The sequence below is a fragment of the Pseudomonas paraeruginosa PA7 genome (assembly GCF_000017205.1).
GTDB lineage: Bacteria > Pseudomonadota > Gammaproteobacteria > Pseudomonadales > Pseudomonadaceae > Pseudomonas > Pseudomonas paraeruginosa.
Genome location: NC_009656.1, coordinates 1,592,668 through 1,614,030, shown reverse-complemented (window position 1 = coordinate 1,614,030; position 21,363 = coordinate 1,592,668). Strand labels below are relative to the sequence as shown.

The following is a 21,363-nucleotide window of genomic DNA, read 5'->3' as shown; positions in this document are numbered from 1 at the left end:
ATCGACCGCTGGGGCGAATAACCGCTGCGGTTATTCGCCGGTTCGCCGGAGTATCGGCGGATAACGCCCGTGGCGTTATTCGCCCTCCCCCCTGCCACGTCGCTCAGGTGGTGTAGGGCGCATGATCGCCTCGCGGTTATCCGCCAGCCGCTGGTTCCCGCGAGGGCGAGGCCCCCAGCGCCAGTTCCGGCTCGGCACCGCGCTTGAGCGCGGCGTAGAGCAGCCCGGTAAGCAGGCTGCCGGCGACGATCGCCAGCAGGTACGCCAGGGCGTGGTTGATCGCGTTGGGCACCAGCATGACGAACAGCCCGCCGTGCGGCGCCTGCAACTTGCAGCCGAAATACATCGACAGGGCGCCGGTCAGCGCGCCGCCGGCGATGCTCGCCGGGATCACCCGCAGCGGGTCCTTGGCGGCGAACGGGATGGCGCCTTCGGAGATGAAGCACAGCCCCAGCACCGAGGCCGCCTTGCCGGCCTGCCGCTCGCTCTCGGCGAACTTGCGCCGCGCCAGCAGGGTCGCCAGGCCCATGCCGATCGGCGGCACCATGCCCGCCGCCATCACCGCCGCCATCGGCGCGTAGCTGTGCGACGAGAGCAGGCCGACGGAGAAGGCGTAGGCGGCCTTGTTCACCGGTCCGCCGAGGTCGACGCACATCATTCCGCCGAGCAGCAGGCCGAGCAGGATGGCGTTGGAGGTGCCCATGCCATCGAGGAACCCGGTCAGCGCCGCGAGCATGCCGGCCACCGGCTTGCCGACCACGTAGAGCATCAGCAGGCCGGTGGCCAGGCTGGCCAGCAGCGGGATGACCAGGATCGGTTTCAGCGCTTCCAGGCTCGCCGGCAGCCTCAGCCCGCGGCTGATGGCCCGCGCCGCATAGCCGGCGATGAAGCCGGCGACTATGCCGCCGATGAACCCGGCGCCGAGGGTCCCGGCGAGCAGGCCGCCGAGCATGCCCGGCGCCAGGCCCGGGCGGTCGGCGATGGAATAGGCGATGTAGCCGGCGAGCATCGGCACCATCAGGACGAACGCCGTGTCGCCGACCGTCCTCAGCACCGCCGCCAGGCTGCCCGGCTGCTTGTAGGCATCGATGCCGAAGGCCAGCGACAGGGCGATCAGCAGGCCGCCCGCGACCACCATCGGCAACATGAACGACACCCCGGTCAGCAGGTGCTTGTACACCCCGCGCTTCTCGTCCCTGGCGACCACCGCGCTGGCTGCGCCCGCGCTCTCGACCTGCCCTTCCGCCAGCGCCCGCTCGAGCGTCGCGCGGGCCTGCTTGAGGGCCACGCCGGTGCCGCAACGGTAGATCTTCCTGCCGGCGAAACGGGCCGTGTCCACGTCGATGTCGGCGGCCAGCAGGACCACGTCGGCGGCGGCGATGTCCGCCGGGTCGAGCGGGTTGCGCGCGCCGACCGAGCCCTGGGTCTCGACCTGCAACGCGTAGCCCAGTTGCCCCGCTGCGACCTGCAACGCCTCGGCGGCCATGAAAGTGTGCGCCACGCCGGTCGGACAGGCGGTCACCGCGACGATCCGCGGTGCCGCTCCGGCCTTCGGCGCCACCAGGCCGGCCTCGTCCCCGGCGATCTCCACGCTCGCCGAGGCGGCGGCCCGCTGGAGGAAGCCGCGCGGATCGGCCAGCGCCTCGGCGGGACGCGCGCGAAACACCGGTTTGCCGACGAAGCGCGCCGCCGGCAGCGGCTCGACGCCGACCAGCAGGACCCAGTCGGCTTCGGCGATCTGTTCGGCGCTCAGTCCGCCCTCGGGCCTCGGCCCGGCATTCGCCTCGACGCAGGTTGCCCAGCCCAGGCGCTCGGCGGCGCCCTGCAGCAGGCGCGCGGCGAGCACGCTGGTGACCTGTCCGCCAGGGCAGGCGGTGACGATCGCTAGTTTCATCTCAGGCCTCCTCGACCAATGGCTGTACCACGACGCCCGCTTCGATCCGCGCCAGGCGCTGCGGATCGCCGATGCCGAACTCGAACTGGGTCACCGCCAGGCTGGCGATGGCGGTGGCCTGGCGCAGCACCCGTTCGGCCGGCCAGCCGCTGGCCAGGCCGTGGACCATGCCGGCCAGCAGGGAATCGCCGGCGCCCACCGTGCTGGCCACTTCCACCGCCGGCGGCCGCGCCTGCCAGGCACCCTCGGCGGCGAACCAGTTGACCCCCGCGGCGCCCTGGGAAATCACCACCTGGCCTACCCCGTCATGGCGCAGGCGTTCGGCCGCCTGGCGCTGTGCGACCAGGTCATCCATCGGCGCCGAGCAGAGGTCGGCCAGTTCCTCGACGTTCGGCTTGATCATCCACGGCGCAGCCTTCACACCTTCGCGCAGGGCCGCGCCGCTGCTGTCGAAGGCGACCTTCAGGCCGAGGCGCCGCAAGCGCCGCAGCAGTTCGCCCAGCCATTCCGGCGCGACCCCGCGCGGCAGGCTGCCGGCGACCACCGCCAGCTCGTGCTCTCCGGCAAGCCGGTCGAGGCGTTCGAGCAACGCCGCCTGGGCTCGCTCGTCGGCCTCCGGGCCCGGCCCGTTGAGGTCGCTGACGCGCCCGCCGCGCTCGGCCAGCTTGATGTTGCTGCGGGTTTCGCCCGGCACCCGGACGAACGCATCGGCGAAGCCACGACGCTGGAACATGGCGGTGAACGGCGGCTGGTTGTCTTCGCCGAGGAAGCCGCTGACCGTCAACCGGTGGCCGAGGTCGGCGAGCACCTGGGCGACGTTCAGGCCCTTGCCGGCAGCCTGAGTCAGCACCGCCTCGCTGCGGTTGACCGCCCCCAGTTCCAGCTGGCGCAGGCGCACGGTAAGGTCCAGCGCCGGGTTCAGGGTAATCGTCAGGATCCGCGCCATCATTGCACCTCCGCTTCCACCAGGGCCCGGACTTCGGCGGCGCTCGCCAGGCCCAGGGCTTTGCCGGCCAGGCCGCGCGCGGCGACCAGCTCCAGTTCGCGCACGCCGGCCTTGACCAGGGCGATGCTGCGCGCCGAGACACTCAGCTCGTCGACTCCCAGGCCGACCAGCAGCGGCAACGCCAGCGGGTCGGCCGCCAGTTCGCCGCAGACGCCGACCCACTTGCCCTCGGCGTGGGCGGCGCGGACGGTCATGTCGATCAGTTGCAGCACCGCCGGATGCAGGCCGTCGGCCTGGGCCGAAAGGCTCGGGTGTCCGCGATCGATGGCCAGGGTGTACTGGGTCAGGTCGTTGGTGCCGATGCTGAAGAAGTCCACCTCGCGGGCCAGCACCGGCGCCAGCAACGCCGCCGAGGGCACCTCGACCATGATCCCCAGTTGCAGGTCGGCCAGCGCGATCTCCTCGCGCAGGCGCAGCGCCAGGTCGCGCGCCCGGCGCCATTCATCGAGGCTGCCGACCATCGGGAACATCACCCGCAGCGGCCGCTCCCCGGCGGCGCGGAACAGCGCGCGCAGCTGGGTCTCGAGGATCTGCGGGCGCCGCAGGGCCAGACGAATGCCGCGCAAGCCCAGGTAGGGGTTCTCCTCGTGGGGGATCGGCCAGTACGCCAGCGGCTTGTCCCCGCCGACATCCAGGGTCCGCGCCACCAGCGGGCGCCCGTCGAGGGCGTCGAACACGCGGCGGTACTCGGCCTCCTGGGTCGCCAGGTCGGGTGCCTGGGGATGGTTCATGAAGACGAATTCGGTGCGCAGCAGGCCGACGCCCTCGGCGCCCAGTTCCACCGCGCGCGCCGCGCCGGAGGTGTCGCCAAGGTTGGCGCAGACTTCCACGGCGTGGCCGTCGCGGGTCCGCGCCGGCTCCAGGCGCTGCGCGTCGGCGCGGGCCTGGCGCTGCTGGCGGGCATCGCGCTCGGCGGCGGCCTGGCGCAACTGTTCGACGCTCGGCGCCACCTGCAACCAGCCGTGCACGCCATCCAGCAGCAGCGCCGTACCCGGCTCCAGGCCGAGCACCGCCGCGCCGGCGCCGACCAGTGCCGGGATGCCGAGGGCGCGGGCGATGATCGCGCTGTGCGAGGTGGCGCCGCCGCGCGCCGTGAGGATGCCGGCGACCCGCTGTGGGTCGAGGCGGGCGACATCGGAGGGGCCGACCTCGTCCATCACCAGGATGTACGGCTGCTCCGGCTCGCGCGGCGCCTCCACCCCGCAGAGCCTGGCCAGCACCCGCCGGCCGAGGTCGCGCAGGTCAGCGGCGCGTTCGGCGAGCAGCGCGTCGCGCAGTGCCTCCTGCTGCGTCGCGAGTTCCTCCACCACCCCGCTCCAGGCCGCCTCGGCGCTTTCGCCGCGATTCAGGCGCAGTTGCACCTGCTCGGCCAGTTCCGGATCGTCGAGCATCTCCCGGTGGGTGACGAAAATCTCGCGGATCGCCTTCACCGTGCTGCGTTCGACCAGGCCGACGATCTCCTCGTCCACCGCCCGCCTGGCCCGCAGCAGGCGCTCGCGTTCATGGGCCGGCGACTCGCCGCGCGGCTGGAACTCGAAACGCTGCGCCACCTGCACATGCGCCGGACCGCTGGCGATGCCCGGCGACGCGGCGATCGCCGGCAGCCGGTCGCCGGCGCACAGCGGCGCCGGCCGGTCGTTCTCTTCCGCCTCGGCGAGGGACGCGGGAAAGACCTCCTCCGCCAGCGCCTCGACCTCCTCGCCCAGGCCCTCGCGCACCGCGGCCAGCAAGGCCGGCAGCGCGTTCTCGGCGATCGCCGGCTCGGCGCTGAACTCCAGCGCCTGGCCGCGCCGCGCGCCGAGGGCGAGCAGCCTGCTCAGACTCTTCGCCGAAACGGGAAGCGCGTCGCTATCGGCCAGGCGTACGCGGATCTCCCCGGCGAAGCCCTTGGCCAGTTGCGCCAGCGCCTGCGCCGGGCGGGCATGCAGGCCATGCGGGTTGGCCAGGACCACCCGCGCGCTGGGCCAGTCCGGCGGCAGCTCGCCGCCGAGCGCGGCGAGTACGCTGCGGCTGCTGGTGGCGCCCACCAGCTCGGCGCCACGCCCTTCCAGCAACAGGTCGCACAGGCGTTCGAGCAGCGCCTGGTGCGCTTCGCCCAGGCTGGCCAGGCAGAACAGCCCGGTGACCAGTTGCCCCTGGTGCTGCAACGGTTGCGCCGGAGTGACGAAGGCCAGCCCGGGGCGCTTGACCAATTGTTCGCTGTGCAACCAGCACAGCCCCTCGCCCAGCGGCAGCGGTTCTGCCTGTTGCAGCACGGCGGCGAAGCCGTTGTCCACGCAGCCGGCCTTCTTCAGCAGGCGCGCGCCGAGCCAGGCCAGTTCGTCGAAGTCCTCGGCATTCTGCCCGAGGCCGACCAACTGCGCGTCCAGCGCCAGCTCCTGCGGCGCGCCCTGCAACAGGCGGAGGACTTCCTCGGCGCTGGCGGCCGCGCTCAGCGCCGGTCCCAGGTCGGCCTCGCCGAGGGCGCGGGTGAGCAGTTGCAGCAGGTGCAGGTGTTCGTCGGACTTCGCCGCGATGCCGATGGCCAGGTAGACCCGCTGGCCATCGCCCCAGTCCACCCCCTCGGGAAACTGCAACAGGCGCACGCCGGTGCTGAAGACCAGCTCGCGGGTGTCCGGGGTCCCGTGGGGGATGGCGATGCCCTGGCCGAGATAGGTGGAGCCTTGCGCCTCGCGCGCCTTCAGTCCTTCGGCGTAGCCGGGCGCGGCCAGGCCGTCGGCGACCAGCGCCTCGCCGAGCAGGCGCAGGGCTTCGGCCTTGTCCGCGGCGCGCTGGCGCATGCGGATCTGCCGGGTATCGAGTTCGAGCATGGAAACCTCCTCAGGAGCGAACGGCTCCCCGTCTCACGTCCGGATCGTCCCGCCGCGCCGGGGCGCGAGCGCAGGATGTGCCGGCGGTAGCGGAAAGCGGCTCGCGGGAGCCTTCCGTACAGCCTGGGGCGGTGATCCGCTTGTTGTCATCGATCAGCCATGGCGTGGGCGGCGCGTCGTTCGGGCTGCGCGAGGCAGCCTGGGGCAGGTGGCGCCGGCTTCGCCGGAATTTTTTGCTGAATCGATTCACTTAATTAAATTGGCACGTTACCCGATAATGATTGATCCTTGAAGCCCAACTTGTCGTCGCTCCCAGTAGAGATCGGTTTGAAACTCAGTGATATCGCCCGCCTGGCCGGGGTCTCGGTGACCACCGCCAGCTATGTCATCAATGGCAAGGCCGCCCAGCGGCGCATCAGCGCCGCCACCGTCGAACGCGTGCTTGCCGTGGTCGAGGAACACGGCTACCAGCCGGACCAGCAGGCCGCCGGCCTGCGCCGCGGGCAGACCCGCACCCTCGGCTTCATCCTCCCGGACCTGGAAAACCCCAGCTACGCCCGCCTCGCCAAGCAACTCGAACAAGGCGCCCGGGCACGCGGCTACCAGTTGCTGATCGCCTGCTCCGACGACGAGCCGGAGACCGAGCGCCAGGTCGTCAACCTGTTCCGCGCGCGCCGCTGCGACGCGCTGATCGTCGCCAGTTGCCTGCCGGCCGGGGATGATACCCATGCCCGGCTGCTCGCCGAAGGCCTGCCGGTGGTGGCCATCGACCGCCAGCTCGAGCCGCGGCAATTCGCCTCGGTGATCAGCGACGACCAGGACGCCGCGCGCCGCCTCACCGAAACCCTGCTGCGACCGGCGCCGCGCCATATCGCCCTGCTCGGCGCGCGGGCGGACCTGATCATCAGCCATGACCGCGCCGCCGGCTTCCGCCAGGCACTGGAGGACTTCCGCGGCGAAGTCATCGTCGAGCATGCCGAGGTGTTCAGCCGCGAGTGTGGACGGCGCCTGATGGAACAATTGCTGGAGCGCCTGGGCTACCTGCCCGACGCCCTGGTGACCACCGCCTACGTGCTTCTCGAAGGGGTCTTCGACGTGTTCCAGGCGCGCGCCGACGGCTGGCCCGAGCGCTTGCGGGTGGCGACCTTCGGCGACACCCAGCTGCTCGACTTCGTGCCGCTGAAGGTCAACTCGATCTACCAGCAGCACGCGCTGATCGCCGCCAACGCCCTCGAACTGGCGCTCCGCGCGGTCGAGGAAAACGACTACCGGCCGGGCCTGCACGCCGTCCCCCGGCAACTCAAGCTGCGCAGCTGAGCCGACCGCCATGCGCCTGGTCGACACCCACAACCACCTCGACTTCCCGGACTTCGACGCCGACCGCGCCGCGCTGCTGCAACGCAGCCGCGCGCTGGGGGTCGAGCGCCAGGTGGTGCTCGGCGTCTATCGCGAGAACTGGCAACGGGTCTGGGACCTGGCGCAGGCCGAGGACGGCCTGTACGCGGCGCTCGGCCTGCATCCGATCTACCTGGCGCGGCACCGCCCGGAGCATCTGGACGAACTGCGCCAGTGGCTGCAACGCCTGCGCGGCGAGACGAAGCTCTGCGCGGTCGGCGAGATCGGCCTGGACTACTACCTGGAACACCTCGACCGCGACGCCCAGCAGGCGCTGTTCGAGGCCCAGCTGCGGCTGGCCGCCGAGTTCGGGCTGCCGGCGCTGATCCACGTGCGCCGCGCCCACGCGGCGACCATCGCCACCCTCAAGCGCATCCACCTGGAGCGCCGCGGCATCATCCATGCCTTCGCCGGCAGCCGCGAGGAAGCCCGCGAATACCTCAAGCTCGGCTTCCGCCTCGGCCTCGGCGGCGCGCCGACCTGGCCGCAGGCCAACCGCCTGCGCAAGGTGGCGGCGGAGCTGCCGGCCGAGGCCATCGTGCTGGAAACCGATGCGCCGGACATGGCGCCGGCGATGCATCCCGGCCAGCGCAACAGTCCGGAGCACCTGCCGGACATCTGCCGCGCCCTCGCCGAGCTGCGCGGGGTCGACGCCGAGGAACTGGCGGCGAGCAGCAGCCGCAACGCCGCCGAGCTGTTCGGCTGGGACTGATCAAGCGTCGCGCAGGACTTCCGGCGCCAGATGCGGGTACGCTTCGCGCAACGCTTCCAGGCAGGCCGATAGCTGCGCCGCTTCCTCCGGCAGGCGCCGGGCGAAGTCGCTCCAGCCTTGCAGACGCAATTGCCGGGGCATCGGCACCAGCCCGCTGATGGCGTCCCAGAAGGCATCCCAGTTGCATCCGTACCATGGCGGCAGCGCCAGGGCCTGGCGCAGGCGCTCGTGCAACCGCGCAACGCTGTCCACGTCCGCCAGCTCGATGGCCAGGCTCGCCGCCCGGTTCAGTTCCTCGTCCATGGCGCCTCCGCCAGCAATGCGTCGCAACGCTCGCGCACGAAGCCGCGCAACAGCGTCACCGGGCGGGTCAGCTGGACACGATGGGTGCACAGCAGATTCAGCGGCGTCGCCTCGCCCTGCCACTCCGGCAGCAGCAGGCGCAGGCGTCCGGCGCGCACGTCCTCGGCCACGTCGAGCCAGGACTTGTAGACCAGTCCCTTGCCGGCCAGGGCCCAGCGCCGCACCACATCGGCATCGTCGCAGACGCGGTCGCCGGCGACCGTCAGGGTCAGGCTGCGGCGGCCCCGCTGGAACGCCCAGCGGTCGTGTACCCGGCCGCCGAGTTGGTAGAGCAGGCAATTGTGCTCGCGCAGGTCGTCCGGCTGGCGCGGCTCGCCGCGCTCCGCCAGGTAGCCCGGCGCGGCGCAGAGCACTCGCCGGTTGTCCGGCGCCAACGGCAGGGCGACCAGGCTGGAGTCGGCCGGTGCGCCGTAGCGGATCGCCACGTCCACCGGTTGCCGGTAGAGATCGGTCACCCGGTCGCCGAGCAGCAGGCGCAGGCTCAGTCGCGGATAGCGCGCCTGGAACTCGTCGAGCCAGGGCAGCAGCAGGTTGCGGCCGAAGTCGGAGGGCGCGGAAAGCTGCAGTACCCCGGCGATCTGGTCCTTGCCGCCCTGCAGCAACCGGCGCCCCTCCTCCAGGCTGCGCAACGAGGCGCGGGCATGCAGGAGGAACGCGTCGCCCTCGGGGGTCAGGCGCAGGCTGCGGGTGGAGCGGGCGAACAGGCGCACCTCCAGCTCGCTTTCCAGGCGCTTCAGCGCCGCGCTGGCCACCGCCGGGGAAATCTCCAACTGGCGCGCGGCGGCGGACAACGAGCCGCTGTCGCTGGTGTGGACGAACACCTGGAGGTCGTCGTAGCGCAGCATTTTCAAGATTCCTTTGAAAGAGTCTTCCCTGATAGCCTGTTTTTCAGCGATTTGAAATAGCCCATCCTGACTCCGCCCCATCGAAGGAACCCACCATGAGCACACCCCTTACCCTGATCGCCACCATCACCGCCGCCCCCGGCCATGCCGAGGCCCTGGAGCGCGAGCTGCGCGCCCTGGTCGCCCCGTCGCGCGCCGAGGCTGGTTGCCTGCAGTACGACCTGCATCAGGACCGCCACGACTCCCACCTGTTCTACATGATCGAGCAGTGGCGCGACGACGCCGCCCTGGAGCGGCACCAGAACACCGAACACTTCCTGCGCTTCAGCCGCGGCAACGAAGCCCTGCTGCAGAACGTGAAGATCGACCAACTCTATCGCCTCGCCTGAGGCCCGTTTCCCGGAGTTCCCATGAAAGCTGTCGGTTACTACCAATCCCTGCCCATCGACCATCCCGACGCCCTGCTCGACCTCGAACTGCCCGAGCCCACGCCGGGCCCGCGCGACCTGCTGGTGGAGGTCCGCGCCATCTCGGTCAACCCAGTGGATACCAAGGTCCGCCAGCGCGCCCAGCCGGAAGCCGGCCAGGCCAAGGTGCTGGGCTGGGACGCGGCGGGCGTGGTGCGCGCGGTCGGCAGCGAGGTCAGCCTGTTCCGTCCTGGCGATCGGGTCTGGTACGCCGGGGACATCACCCGCCCCGGTAGCAACAGCGAGCTGCATCGGGTCGACGAGCGCATTGCCGGGCACCTGCCGAAAAGCCTCGACTTCGCCCAGGCCGCGGCCCTGCCGCTGACCACCATCACTGCCTGGGAACTGCTCTTCGAGCGCTTGCAGATCGCCGAAGGCAAGGCCGACCAGGGCCAGAGCCTGCTGGTGGTCGGTGCCGCCGGCGGGGTCGGTTCGATCCTGCTCCAACTGGCCCGGCAACTGACCGGCCTGAACGTGATCGGCACCGCTTCGCGCGCAGAGACCCAGGCCTGGGTCCGCGACCTCGGCGCGCACCATGTGATCGACCACGGCAAGCCGCTGACCGAAGAGCTGAAGCGGATCGGCATCGACGAGGTCAGCCATGTCGCCAGCCTGACCCACACCGACCAGCACCTCGAACAGATCGTCGCCGCCCTGCGCCCGCAAGGCCGCCTGGCGCTGATCGACGATCCGGCGTCGCTGGACATCGGCAAGCTGAAGCAGAAGAGCCTGTCGCTGCACTGGGAGTTCATGTACACCCGGTCGATGTTCCAGACCGACGACATGATCGAGCAGCACCGGCTGCTGGAGCGGGTCGCCGGGCTGATCGACGAAGGCGTGTTGAAGACCACCGTCGGCGAGCATTTCGGCCGCATCGACGCGGCCAACCTGCGCCGCGCCCACGCGCTGCTGGAGAGCGGCCGGGCCAAGGGCAAGATCGTTCTCGAAGGGTTCTGAGCGGCAGGACCACGGGGCGCGGCGTTTTCCACCCTACCGCCGTGCCCCTGGCCTTTGCTATCCCGCCTTGCGCACCCTCAGCGCAGTCTCGATCTCGCCAAGGATCGTCGGGTCGTCGATGGTCGATGGCGCCGCGTAGTCCTCGCCATCGGCGATCTTGCGCAGCACCGCGCGGAGGATCTTCCCGGAGCGGGTCTTCGGCAGCCGCTTGACCACCACCACCCGCTGGAAGCAGGCCAGCGCGCCGATCTGTTCGCGGACCAGCGCCACCAGCTCGCGCTGCAGTTGCTCGGCGGCGATCCCGGCATCGTCCTTGAGCACCACCAGGCCCAGCGGCACGTGGCCCTTGAGTTCGTCCCGCACGCCGATCACCGCGCACTCGGCAACCGCCTGGTGCTGCGCCACGCGTTCCTCCATCTCGCCGGTGGAGAGGCGATGCCCGGAAACGTTTATCACGTCGTCGGTGCGCCCCATGATGTAGACGAAGCCGTCCTCGTCGAGATAACCGCCGTCGCCGGTGTGGTAGTAGCCGGGATAGTTGCCCAGGTAGGCCTGCAGGTAGCGCGGGTGGTCGTCCCAGAGGGTCTGCGCGCAGCCCGGCGGCAACGGCAGGGCGATGACGATCGCGCCCTGGCGGTTCGCTCCCAGCGGCCGGCCTTCGTCGTCCAGCACCTGCACGTGGTAGCCGGGCACCGCGCGGTTGGTCGAACCGGCCCGCAGGTCGTGGCCGGCGATCCCGGTGCACGGCGCGGTCACCGGCCAGCCGGTCTCGGTCTGCCACCAGTGGTCGTGGACCGGCCGCCCGGTATGCTCCTCCAGCCAGTGCTGGGTACTGCTGTCGAGCTTCTCGCCGGCCAGGAACAGATGGCGCAGCGAACCCAGGTCGTAGCGCCTCACCCGTTCGCCATGCGGGTCTTCCTTGCGGATCGCGCGGATCGCCGTCGGCGCGCAGAACAGGCTGTTCACCTTGTGCTCTTCGATCACCCGCCAGTAGGCGCCGGCGTCCGGCGTGCGCACCGGCTTGCCTTCGTAGAACACCGTGGTGCAGCCGCACATCAGCGGGCCGTAGACGATCAGCGAGTGGCCGACCACCCAGCCGACGTCGGAGATTCCCCACCAGACGTCGCCGGCCTGCATCCCGTAGATGTTGCGCACCGCGTAGCGCAGCGCCACCGCGTGGCCGCCGTTGTCGCGGACGATGCCCTTGGGTTTGCCGGTGGTGCCCGAGGTGTACATGATGTACAGCGGATCGCCGCTGGCCACCGGCAGCGGATCGGCCGGCTCGGCGGCGGCGAGGCAGTCCTGCCAGTCCAGGTCGCGGCCCGGGTGCAGGCGCGCGAGGGCCTGCGGGCGCTGCCAGACCATGACGTGGTCGGGCTGGTGGATCGCCAGTTCGAGGGCCTTGTCCACCAGCGGCTTGTATTCGATCACCCGATCGAACTCCAGCCCGCAGGAAGCGCTGAGCACCAGCTTCGGCGTGGCGTCGTCGATGCGCAGGGCCAGCTCGTAGGGAGCGAAGCCACCGAACACCACCGAATGCACCGCGCCCAGGCGCGCGCAGGCGAGCATCGCCATGGCCGCCTGCGGCACCATCGGCATGTAGATGATCACCCGGTCGCCCTTGCCGACCCCGAGGGCGCGCAGGGCGCCGGCCAGGCGCGCCACTTCGTCGCGCAGCCGCAGGTAGCTGTAGCGGTCCTGGGTGCCGGTCACCGGCGAGTCGTAGATCAGCGCGGTCTGTTCGCCGCGCCCCTCCTCGATCTGCCGGTCGAGGGCCAGGTAGGCGCTGTTCAGGCGGCCGTCGGCGAACCAGCGGTGGGTGCCGTCGGACAGGCTTTCGAGGATGTTCGCGGGCGCCTGGTACCAGGCGACGGAGCGGGCCTGCTCGGCCCAGAACGCGGCCGGCTCGGCGATCGAGCGGGCATGCTGCTGCAGGTACGTCATGTTCCAGCCCTCTGATTGTTCTTATTAGGGATGAAGCAGTGAGTTCGGCTTGAAGCGTTGCGCGAGTGGAAACCCTGTAGGAAAACACTTATCCGTTTTTCCTACAGAGTTCCGCAGTATGGGCGGGTGGACCCCGCCCGCCATCAACCTTTGGTCGTAGGTCTCAGTCCTTGCCGCGATAGAGCTTCTGGATACTGGAGAAGTCCAGCCCGGCATGCTCCGCATCGGCCTGGGCGTGCAGGTTGAACAGGTTGCGCGCCAGCGCGCCGAGCGGCGTCGAGGCCTGCACCGCCTGGGCATTGGCCAGGGCCAGGCCGAGGTCCTTGTTCATCAGGCGTACCTGGAAGCCGCCGGCATAGTCGTTGCTCGCCGGCGCCTGCGGCATCACCCCCGGCCAGGGGTTGTAGACGTTCAGCGCCCAGTTGCCGCCGGAACTCTGCTTCATCACCTCGGACAGCACCGCCGGATCGAGGCCGTTCCTCACCCCCAGCGCCAGCGCCTCGGCAGTGCCGGCCATGAGGATGCCGAGGAGCATGTTGTTGCAGATCTTCGCCACCTGGCCGGCGCCGTGGTCGCCGGCGTGGAAGATGTTCCGGCCCATGTTCTCGAGGATCGGCCGGGCCCGCGCGAAGCCTTCGGCGGGACCGCCGACGATGAAGCTCAGGGTGCCGGCGCGGGCGCCACCGACGCCACCGGAGACCGGCGCGTCGAGCAGGGTCAGGCCCTTCGCCGCGGCCGCCTCGGCGACCTTGCGCGCGGTCTCCGGGGCGATGGTCGAGCAGTCGATCAGCAGCGGCTTGCCGGCGAGCCGGGCGAGCAGGCCGTCGTCGCCGAGATACAGGCTTTCCACGTGCTGCCCGGCCGGCAGCATGCTGATCACCACTTCGGCGCCTTCGCAGCACTGCAAGGCGCTGTCGGCTCCCTGCGCGCCCTGCTCGACCAGGCCCAGCACGGCCTTGGGCTGCAGATCGAAGACATTCACCCGGTGGCCGGCCTTGAGCAGGTTGGCGGCCATCGGCGCGCCCATGTTGCCCAGGCCGAGAAATGCGATGTTGGCCATCTGTGTATCTCCGTCTCAGCGCATCTGGATCGAGAAGTTGGTCCCGGCCACGCTGTCGCTGTCGAACCAGCGCGCGGTCACGGTCTTGGTCTCGGTGTAGAAGCGCACGCCCTGCTTGCCGTAGGCGTGCAGGTCGCCGTAGAACGAGCCCTTCCAACCGGTGAAGGAGAAGAACGGCAGCGGTACCGGGATCGGGATGTTGATGCCGACCTGGCCGACCTCGATGTGGTGCTGGAAGGTCCGCGCCGCGGCGCCGGAACTGGTGAAGATCGAGGTGCCGTTGCCGTAGGGGCTTTCGTTGATCAGGCGGATCGCCTGCTCCAGGTTGTCGACCTCGGCCAGGCAGAGCACCGGGCCGAACACCTCTTCGCGATAGATAGCCATGTCCGGGCGCACCCCGGCGAACAGCGTCGGGCCGACCCAGTTGCCGTTCGGGTATCCCTCGACCTCGTAGTCGCGGCCATCCAGCAGCAGCTGCGCGCCCTCCTCCACGCCCTGGCCGATCAGGCGCTCGATGCGCGCCTTGGCCTGCGGGTTGATCACCGGGCCGTAGCTGGCGCCGCTGTCGTCCCATGGGCCGGGGCGGACCTTGGCCAGCGCGTCGCGGATGTCCGGGATCCACTCGCGGGCGGCCCCCACCAGCACCGCCACCGAGATCGCCATGCAGCGCTGCCCGGCCGCGCCCACCGAGGCACCGACCAGGTTGCTGATGACCTGCGCCTTGTCCGCGTCGGGCATGATCACCATGTGGTTCTTCGCCCCGGCGAAGCTCTGCACGCGCTTATTGTGCGCGGTGCCGGTGTGGTAGACGTACTGGCCGACCGCGACCGAGCCGACGAAGGACACCGCCTTCACCTGCGGGTGCTTGAGCAACTGGTCGACCTGTTCCTTGCCGCCATGCACCACCTGCAGCACGCCCTTCGGCGCACCGGCCTCGAGGAACAGCTCGGCGAGACGCACGCTGGTCAGCGGCACCTGCTCGGAAGGCTTGAGGATGAAGGCGTTGCCGCAGGCGATGGCCAGCGGGAACATCCACAGCGGGATCATCGCCGGGAAGTTGAACGGGGTGATGCCGACGCACACGCCCAGCGGCTGGGTGATGCTGTAGGTGTCGATGTTGCGGGCGACGTTCTCCACCGTCTCGCCCATCAGCAGCGAGGGCACGTTGCAGGCGTGCTCGACCACCTCGATGCCGCGCCAGACGTCGCCCCTGGCGTCCTCGAAAGTCTTGCCCAGCTCGCTGGAGACGATCTTCGCCAGTTCGTCGTGGTGCTCCTTGAGCAGCGCCTGGTAACGCAGCATCACCCGCGCGCGCTCGGAAACCGGGGTTTCCTTCCAGCTGGCGAAGGTTTCGCGGGCGCTGGCCACCGCCTGCTCGACCTGCTCCGCGCTGGCGCAGGCGATCTCCGCCAGGGTGCTGTTGTCGAGGGGATTGCTGACCGGGATGCGCTGGGCGCCGAGACCTTCGACGAAGGCTCCCGCGATGAGGTGGCGGACTGGGACTGACATGAACCCTCCTGCACCGGCCAGGCCGGCTTTTATTGTTGTGGCGGACTGGGACGAGGCCGATTCGGACCTCGCTTTGGCCAAGAAGCTATCACTGGGCGGAAGGTCGCGAGATCGACTAAATTGTGTTGTTCATGGACTATATTGCGGAGCCGGCTACCGACATGTCGCACACCTCCGACTGGCCCCTGCCGGCCGACAGCCTGCGCTTGCCGATCCCGCCGGCGCTGCTGGAGAAACTCGCGGTCCACCCGCTCAGCCGCGACCTCTACCCCACCTCCCTGGGCCACTACCGGCGCGCCCGCGACCACCGCATGAGCCGCGAGCGGCATGACGAGCACCTGCTGATCTACTGCAGCGAAGGCCAGGGCCTGTTGCGCGTGCGCGAGGCCGAGGCCTGGCGCGAATACCGGGTCGGCAGCGGCGACCTGCTCTGGCTGCCGCCGGGCATGGCCCACGACTACGCCGCCGACGACCGCCAACCCTGGACCATCTTTTGGACCCACCTGCGCGGCGACAGCGCCACCTGGCTGCAACACAGCGCCGGCTACCGCGACACCCCGCTGCGCCATTGGGGCCTGCAACACGCCCTGCTCGGCGGCTTCGAGCAACTGCTGGAAGTGCGCCACAGCGGCTACCGCTTCCAGCACTTCCTGCTCGCCGCCAGCCGCCTGCGCAGCCTGCTCTGCCAGCTCCCGCTGCTGCGCCCGCTGCGCGAGGGCAGCCTGGACCTCGACGGACTGCACGCCTACATGCGCGAACACCTGCATGCGCGCCTCGAACTGGAACGCCTGGCGGCCTTCTGCAACCTCTCGAAGTTCCATTTCGTCAGTCGCTACAAGGCGATCACCGGGCGTACGCCGATCCAGCACTTCCTGCACCTGAAGATCGAGTACGCCTGCCAGTTGCTCGACGGCAGCGACCAGAGCGTGGCCCGGGTCGGCCAGGCCGTCGGCTATGACGACAGCTACTACTTCTCGCGCCTGTTCAGCAAGGTCATGGGCCTGTCGCCAAGCGCCTATCGGCAGCGGGTAAGGCAGGGCCAGGGCGGCGCCTGAAAGCCCTGCGCCGGGGTTCGAAACGAAGCGGCAACCGGTTGTCGGCAAACTGATCCCGGTCAGTGTTTTCCGGGCCGACAGGACTAGACTGAAGCTCCCTTTCCAGCCCCGATGGATGAATCGCCATGAACATCCTCGTCCGCCCGTCGCAAACCCCGAAAGGCCAATGCTGGCAAGTCTGCCTCGACCAGCAGGCCGTCAACTTCCGTAGCGAAAGCGAGGCCCGGCGTTTCGTCGACCGCCTCGAGGCGCGCCTGCGCGCGCCCCACGTGCTGCCCGAACTGAAGCAGCGAACGGCCTGATCCGCGCTCAGGCGGCCTGGCGCTCCAGGCGCCCGGACTGCCAGGCGAGCAGGGTGGCGACCGCGCCGCAGACGGCGATCACCAGAGTCATGGGGATCGCCGTGCCGTCGTGGAGCACGCCGACCAGCGCCGAAGCGCCCGCCGCCACGCTGAACTGCAGACTGCCCATCAGCGCCGAGGCGCTGCCGGCGTGCTGTCCCTGCCCGGCCATCGCGCAGGCGGAGGCGTTGGGAATGATACAACCGAGGCTGGCCACGCACCCGAACAGCGGAACCAGCAGCGGCCACAGCGTAGCCGGTTGCAGCGAGGCGATGCCCAGCAGCGCCAGGCCGCACGCCAGGTAGCCCCAGATGATCCGCCGCAGCCAGAACGCCGGCCCGCGATAGCGCAGCAGCCGCGCGTTGACCTGCGCCATGACGATGAAGCCCGCGGCGTTGCTGCCGAACAGCCAGCCATAATGCTCGGCGGGAACCCCGTAGAGCTGGATGAATACGTAGGGCGAACCGGCGATGTAGGCGAACATCCCGGCCATCGCCACTCCACCGGAGAGACCGTAGGCGAGGAACAGGCGGTCGGCGAACAGCCGCCGGTACTGCCCCAGCGCGCCGGACAGCGGTGGACGCTCGCCGTCGGCGGGGATGGTTTCCGGCAGCCACAGCGCCACGCCGAGGCCGGCCAGGGCGGCGAACAGGGTCAGGCAGACGAAGATCGACTGCCAGCCGTGCCAGTCGAGCAGCAGGCCGCCGGCCACCGGCGCGAGGATCGGCGCCAGGCCCATCACCAGCATCAACTGGGAAAACGCCTTGGCGGCGCCGATCGGGTCGCACAGGTCGCGCACCACCGCCCGCGAGATGACCATCCCGGCGCAGCCGCCGAGGGCCTGGACGAAACGCGCGGCGATCAGCCATTCCAGGCTCGGCGCCAGGGCGCAGGCGGCCGAGGCCAGGGTGAAGATGCTCACTCCCACCAGCAGCGGCAGGCGCCGGCCATAGCGGTCGGCCACCGGGCCATAGAGCAGTTGGCCGATGGACAGGCCGGCGAAGTAGGCGGCCAGGCTCAGTTGGACGTGCTCGACGTCGGTGGCGAAGGCCTTGGCCAGGGTCGGGAAGCTCGGCAGGTAGAAGTCGATGGCCAGTGGCCCGAAGGCGCTCAAGGCTCCCAGTATCAGCAGGATGCGCAGGTTCATGGATCGCTCGGCACGGAGCGTCGGCACCAGGCGGGGCATCTCCCCGCGCAACTCCCGGCCAGCGGGACGACGACGCTGTCATTGAATCGGAATGTGAAGACGGGCGACTCCGGGCCCGCGGGCCGGTACGGGCGGAAGATGGAGCGGACGCCGGGGAGTCGCCGGGAAAAGTAGCGCGCAGCATACCACCGAAGGCCCCGACGATCATGGCCCACCGGGCAGCCTCCAGGAAAACGACGGTTCACGAATGAGCGGCACTAGACAAAGGTGGTGTCGAAATACTTCGAGTCCGCCCGAGCGCGACTAAAATCGGTACACTCCCCGCCCCGTTGCCGAGACCGACTCCCGACTACCCAGCACAGCATGCGACGCACAAAGGAAGACTCCGAGAAAACCCGTACGGCCATCCTCCTGGCCGCCGAGGAACTGTTCCTGGAAAAGGGCGTGTCCCATACCAGCCTGGAACAGATCGCCAGGGCCGCCGGGGTGACCCGTGGCGCCGTCTACTGGCACTTCCAGAACAAGGCCCACCTGTTCAACGAGATGCTCAACCAGGTACGCCTGCCACCGGAGCAACTCACCGAGCGCCTGTCCGGCTGCGACGGCAGCGATCCGCTGCGCTCGCTCTACGACCTGTGCCTGGAGGCCGTGCAATCGCTGCTGACCCAGGAAAAGAAGCGGCGCATCCTGACCATCCTGATGCAGCGCTGCGAGTTCACCGATGAACTGCGCGAGGCGCAGGAGCGCAACAACGCCTTCGTGCAGATGTTCATCGAGCTCTGCGAGCAACTGTTCGCCCGCGAGGAATGCCGCGTCCGCCTGCATCCGGGACTGACCCCGCGGATCGCCTCACGCGCCTTGCACGCGCTGATCCTCGGGCTGTTCAACGACTGGTTGCGCGATCCGCGCCTGTTCGACCCGGCCACCGACGCGGAACACCTGCTGGAGCCGATGTTCCGCGGGCTGGTCCGCGACTGGGGTCAGGCCAGCTCGGCGCCGTAGCCTTCCTCGCGGATCGCCTCGAGCACCTGGCCGCTGTCGAGCCGGCTGGCGACCCGCACCTCGCCGGCACCGAGGTCGACCTGGACGTCCGCCGCCGAATCCTTCGCCTGCACCGCCTGGGTGATCGCCCGTACGCAGTGGCCGCAGGTCATGCCCTGAACCTTGAAGACTTGCATGGTATTGCCTCTCTGGTGGTCATCGATGCCGCGAGTGTCAACCTTCCCATGATGTCAAGGTCAAGCTGAAACATCCGGTAACCGACGAAGCGTCAAGAACGGGTAAAGGCGCGGTAAAGAGGCTTAAACCACACAAAGCTCATGGTTAACATGTTCACCTTGATTTTCATGAGGTAGAACCATGTCCATCCGCCGCTATTCCCCGTCCCAGATCGCCCTGCACTGGCTCAGCGCCATCGCGGTGCTGCTGATCATCGCCCTGCCCTACGGCGCCGACCTTTTCGCCGGCCCGCTCGGCGGCAAGGGCAACGTGTTCACCCTGCACAAGTCGCTAGGCGTGGCGGTCCTGCTACTGACCCTGGCGCGCCTGGTGCTGCGCCGCACCCAGGGCACCCCGGATACCCTGGCCGCCTGTCCCGGCTGGCAGCGCTTCGCGGCCAAGTCCGGGCATGCGCTGCTGTATGCGGTGCTGATCGTCATGCCGCTCTCCGGCATGCTCGCCGGCAAGCGTCCGCTGGACCTGTTCTGGCTGGTGCAGGTCGGCCCGTTCGACTTGCCGGAAGCCTTCAAGGCGTTCGCCGGCGGCACCCACGTCACCCTCCAGTACCTGCTTTTCGCGCTGATCCTCGGCCACGCCGTCGCGGCCATCTGGCACCACCGCGTGCAGAAGGACGATGTACTGCGCGCCATGCTGCCACAGCGCGGCGCCTGATCCCGGCGACGGACGGGCGCGCGGTTGCCCGTCCCGACTTGTCGCGGCCCCCGGCTTCGGCCAAGCTTTTCCGCACGCCCCCGCCGTCGAGGCCCGTCATGTCCCGTATGCTTCCCTTTTCGCTGTACATCCTCGCCCTCGCCTGCGCCCTTCCGGTGGGCGCCACGGAGCCACAACCGGCGGGCGGCGCCTGGGCGCAACCGGACCCGGCGCCGATCGGCTACGCGGTGCTCAACGTTTCCCGCGAGCGGGTCGAGTCCGGCACCGCCTGCGACGTCGGCCTGTATGTCCACGACGAACTGGTCGGCAACCTGCAGCCCGGCGCCAGCCTGGCGCTGAACCTGCAACCCGGCGCGGTCAACCTGCGGCTAGCGCCGAACGGCCCGGGCGACGCCTGCCGCAACGGCATGACCATCCTCGCCGGGCAGACCCTGACCCTGCGCGCCGGGGAAATCCGCAACCTGCGCATTACCCTCGGTGCCGGCGGGCTCTACCTGGCGCCGGTGGCGGATGGGTACTGAGGGGTAGCGACTTGCCGTGGGGCATTCGCCATGACTCAGAGCACGAAGGTGGCGTTTCGGCACCGGGTGCACGGGGACTGCCTGGCGGGCCGTGAATGCGTGCACTGGCCCCCAGCTCCCGTCGCTGCCTGCACGGCAGTAAGGGGGGAAGCTGTTGCTTAGCGCTTGAGCGGGCGTCGTGGTTGCCGGTCAATCTGCTTGTCGTGCTTGCCTTGGCCTCTTGTTTCGGTCTTTCCAGGCAAGCTCCTTCTGCAAGCGTCCAAAAGACTAGCCCTGCCCCTCGAAGGGCATGCCAGGAGCCCGATCCGTAGGGCGAATAACCGCTTGCGGTTATCCGCCGGCTCTCCAGGGCATCGGCGGATACCGCCTGTGGCGGTATCCGCCCTACGGGACGTTCGAGCAGGCTTCGTGTTTGCTGGTCAAGCTGCTTGTCGTGCCTGCCTTGGCCTCTTGTTTCGCCTTCCCAGGCGAGTTCCTTTTGCAAGCGTCCAAAAGGAACCAAAAGACTCGCCCCGGCATCCGGCCACTCGTCCCCCTCCGCAACGATTCCGCTCGGCCTCCTGACGGGGCGGGTTTGCCGCCCCACCACTCGGAGGGCAAGCCTCACTTCGTGCATGCCAGGAACCCGATCCTGAAGCGCCCCTCAGCCCAATCGAATCCTTCCGCTCGCCACCAGCACCGCATGCCCGGCGATACTCACCCGCTCGCCCTCCAACCGGCACCACAGCTCGCCGCCGCGCGCCGAGCACTGCTGGGCGGTCAGCGACAGTTTGTTCAAGCGCCGGGCCCAGTAGGGAATCAGGCTGCAATGCGCGGAGCCGGTCACCGGATCCTCGTCGACGCCCATCACCGGGGCGAAGAAACGCGAGACGAAATCCTTCAACTGCCCTCGCGCGGTAATGATCACGCCGCGCCAGGGCAGCCGCGCCAGCGCCGCGAAGTCCGGACGGCAGGCACGCACCGCGTCCTCGGACTCGAGCAGTACCAGCAGCTTGTCGGTGGAGCCCAGCACGTCCACCGGCGGCAGGCCGAGGGCCTGCTCCAGTTCGATGGTGCTGCCGACCTCGCTCGGGTACTGCGCGGGGAAATCCAGGGCCAGGCGCGAGTCCTCGCGGGCGACCCGCAGCGCACCGGAGCGAGAGATGAATTCCAGGCGCTCGCCTGGTTCGTCATGGACCTCGAACAGTACATGGGCCGCCGCCAGGGTGGCGTGACCACAGAGCACCACCTCGACGCTCGGGGTGAACCAGCGGATCCGCCAGGCCTCGCCCTCGCGAACGACAAAGGCAGTCTCGGACAGGTTGTGCTCGGCCGCGATCATCTGCATCAGCTCATCGGCCAGCCAGGCGTCGAGGCGATAGACCATGGCGGGATTGCCGCTGAACGGACGGGAGGAAAACGCGTCGACCTGATGGAACTCGAGCTGCATGGCACACCTCCTGGGGAC

Annotated in this window: 20 protein-coding genes; 9 read left to right on the top strand and 11 right to left on the bottom strand. The window is 69.5% G+C overall.

Annotated features, from left to right (window positions below; genetic code table 11):
* Positions 1-136: 136 nt before the first annotated feature.
* The 3 genes from PSPA7_RS07565 to ptsP are packed head-to-tail and all read right to left on the bottom strand — an operon-like array spanning position 137 to position 5,710.
* Positions 137-1,894, bottom strand: coding sequence for a fructose-specific PTS transporter subunit EIIC (locus PSPA7_RS07565; RefSeq protein WP_012074752.1), 1,758 nt, complete (start codon positions 1,892-1,894; stop codon positions 137-139).
* Position 1,895: 1 nt separating this feature from the next.
* A complete protein-coding gene (gene pfkB / locus PSPA7_RS07560; RefSeq protein WP_041025304.1) occupies positions 1,896-2,840 on the bottom strand; it encodes a 1-phosphofructokinase in 945 nt (314 codons plus the stop codon).
* Complete coding sequence (gene ptsP / locus PSPA7_RS07555) at positions 2,840-5,710, bottom strand: phosphoenolpyruvate--protein phosphotransferase (protein WP_012074750.1); 2,871 nt, start codon at positions 5,708-5,710, stop codon at positions 2,840-2,842. Before ptsP ends, pfkB begins: the two co-directional genes overlap by 1 nt.
* A 327-nt stretch (positions 5,711-6,037) precedes the next feature.
* Between ptsP and cra the strand changes: the two genes are divergently transcribed.
* Together cra and PSPA7_RS07545 are read left to right on the top strand one after the other, a co-directional pair.
* The gene (gene cra, locus PSPA7_RS07550) at positions 6,038-7,027 is read left to right on the top strand and encodes a catabolite repressor/activator (protein WP_012074749.1); all 990 of its coding nucleotides are present in this window, start codon (positions 6,038-6,040) and stop codon (positions 7,025-7,027) included.
* A 10-nt stretch (positions 7,028-7,037) separates the two neighbouring features.
* Positions 7,038-7,817: a TatD family hydrolase gene (locus PSPA7_RS07545; RefSeq protein WP_003151546.1), complete on the top strand. Its 780-nt coding sequence runs from the start codon at positions 7,038-7,040 to the stop codon at positions 7,815-7,817.
* Here the strand turns inward: PSPA7_RS07545 and PSPA7_RS07540 are convergent, their stop codons facing one another.
* Positions 7,818-8,120 carry a barstar family protein gene (locus tag PSPA7_RS07540; protein WP_003151548.1) on the bottom strand — a complete coding sequence of 101 codons (303 nt, stop codon included), beginning with the start codon at positions 8,118-8,120 and terminating at the stop codon, positions 7,818-7,820.
* A complete protein-coding gene (locus tag PSPA7_RS07535) occupies positions 8,105-9,025 on the bottom strand; it encodes a LysR family transcriptional regulator (RefSeq protein WP_003151550.1) in 921 nt (306 codons plus the stop codon). Before PSPA7_RS07535 ends, PSPA7_RS07540 begins: the two co-directional genes overlap by 16 nt.
* 95 nt (positions 9,026-9,120) lie before the next feature.
* Between PSPA7_RS07535 and PSPA7_RS07530 the strand changes: the two genes are divergently transcribed.
* Together PSPA7_RS07530 and PSPA7_RS07525 are read left to right on the top strand one after the other, a co-directional pair.
* Positions 9,121-9,414, top strand: coding sequence for a putative quinol monooxygenase (locus tag PSPA7_RS07530; RefSeq protein ID WP_003104358.1), 294 nt, complete (start codon positions 9,121-9,123; stop codon positions 9,412-9,414).
* 21 nt (positions 9,415-9,435) lie between these two features.
* Complete coding sequence (locus PSPA7_RS07525; protein ID WP_012074748.1) at positions 9,436-10,449, top strand: zinc-binding alcohol dehydrogenase family protein; 1,014 nt, start codon at positions 9,436-9,438, stop codon at positions 10,447-10,449.
* 57 nt (positions 10,450-10,506) lie between these two features.
* Here the strand turns inward: PSPA7_RS07525 and PSPA7_RS07520 are convergent, their stop codons facing one another.
* The 3 genes from PSPA7_RS07520 to mmsA all read right to left on the bottom strand — a co-directional run bounded on the left by PSPA7_RS07520 (position 10,507) and on the right by mmsA (position 14,962).
* On the bottom strand, positions 10,507-12,393 hold the full coding sequence (locus tag PSPA7_RS07520) for a propionyl-CoA synthetase (protein WP_012074747.1): 1,887 nt from the start codon (positions 12,391-12,393) through the stop codon (positions 10,507-10,509).
* Between the two features lie 163 nt (positions 12,394-12,556).
* Entirely contained in the window at positions 12,557-13,453 is an 897-nt protein-coding gene (gene mmsB / locus PSPA7_RS07515) for a 3-hydroxyisobutyrate dehydrogenase (RefSeq protein WP_012074746.1), read from the bottom strand.
* 15 nt (positions 13,454-13,468) lie between these two features.
* Positions 13,469-14,962 (bottom strand): CoA-acylating methylmalonate-semialdehyde dehydrogenase, encoded by a 1,494-nt coding sequence (gene mmsA, locus PSPA7_RS07510; protein WP_012074745.1) that lies wholly within the window; start codon positions 14,960-14,962, stop codon positions 13,469-13,471.
* Between the two features lie 131 nt (positions 14,963-15,093).
* Here mmsA and mmsR point away from each other — a divergent pair, with 131 nt between their 5' ends.
* Positions 15,094-16,017, top strand: a complete 924-nt coding sequence (mmsR, locus tag PSPA7_RS07505; RefSeq protein WP_041025303.1) for an MmsAB operon transcriptional regulator MmsR — start codon at positions 15,094-15,096, stop codon at positions 16,015-16,017.
* Between the two features lie 125 nt (positions 16,018-16,142).
* A complete protein-coding gene (locus PSPA7_RS07500) occupies positions 16,143-16,319 on the top strand; it encodes a hypothetical protein (protein ID WP_003104346.1) in 177 nt (58 codons plus the stop codon).
* Between the two features lie 7 nt (positions 16,320-16,326).
* Here the strand turns inward: PSPA7_RS07500 and PSPA7_RS07495 are convergent, their stop codons facing one another.
* The gene (locus tag PSPA7_RS07495) at positions 16,327-17,505 is read right to left on the bottom strand and encodes a multidrug effflux MFS transporter (RefSeq protein WP_012074743.1); all 1,179 of its coding nucleotides are present in this window, start codon (positions 17,503-17,505) and stop codon (positions 16,327-16,329) included.
* A 363-nt stretch (positions 17,506-17,868) separates the two neighbouring features.
* Here PSPA7_RS07495 and nalD point away from each other — a divergent pair, with 363 nt between their 5' ends.
* Positions 17,869-18,507, top strand: a complete 639-nt coding sequence (gene nalD, locus PSPA7_RS07490) for an efflux system transcriptional repressor NalD (protein ID WP_012074742.1) — start codon at positions 17,869-17,871, stop codon at positions 18,505-18,507.
* On the opposite strand, the gene PSPA7_RS07485 is transcribed toward nalD, so the two are convergent.
* Positions 18,486-18,683 carry a heavy-metal-associated domain-containing protein gene (locus tag PSPA7_RS07485; RefSeq protein ID WP_003151561.1) on the bottom strand — a complete coding sequence of 66 codons (198 nt, stop codon included), beginning with the start codon at positions 18,681-18,683 and terminating at the stop codon, positions 18,486-18,488. The genes nalD and PSPA7_RS07485 overlap by 22 nt on opposite strands.
* A gap of 181 nt (positions 18,684-18,864) precedes the next feature.
* Here PSPA7_RS07485 and PSPA7_RS07480 point away from each other — a divergent pair, with 181 nt between their 5' ends.
* Both PSPA7_RS07480 and PSPA7_RS07475 read left to right on the top strand, forming a co-directional pair.
* On the top strand, positions 18,865-19,395 hold the full coding sequence (locus PSPA7_RS07480; RefSeq protein WP_012074741.1) for a cytochrome b: 531 nt from the start codon (positions 18,865-18,867) through the stop codon (positions 19,393-19,395).
* Positions 19,396-19,493: 98 nt separating this feature from the next.
* A complete protein-coding gene (locus PSPA7_RS07475; protein WP_003151565.1) occupies positions 19,494-19,916 on the top strand; it encodes a hypothetical protein in 423 nt (140 codons plus the stop codon).
* Between the two features lie 643 nt (positions 19,917-20,559).
* Here the strand turns inward: PSPA7_RS07475 and PSPA7_RS07465 are convergent.
* On the bottom strand, positions 20,560-21,345 hold the full coding sequence (locus PSPA7_RS07465; protein WP_012074738.1) for a PhzF family protein: 786 nt from the start codon (positions 21,343-21,345) through the stop codon (positions 20,560-20,562).
* Positions 21,346-21,363 lie beyond the last annotated feature (18 nt).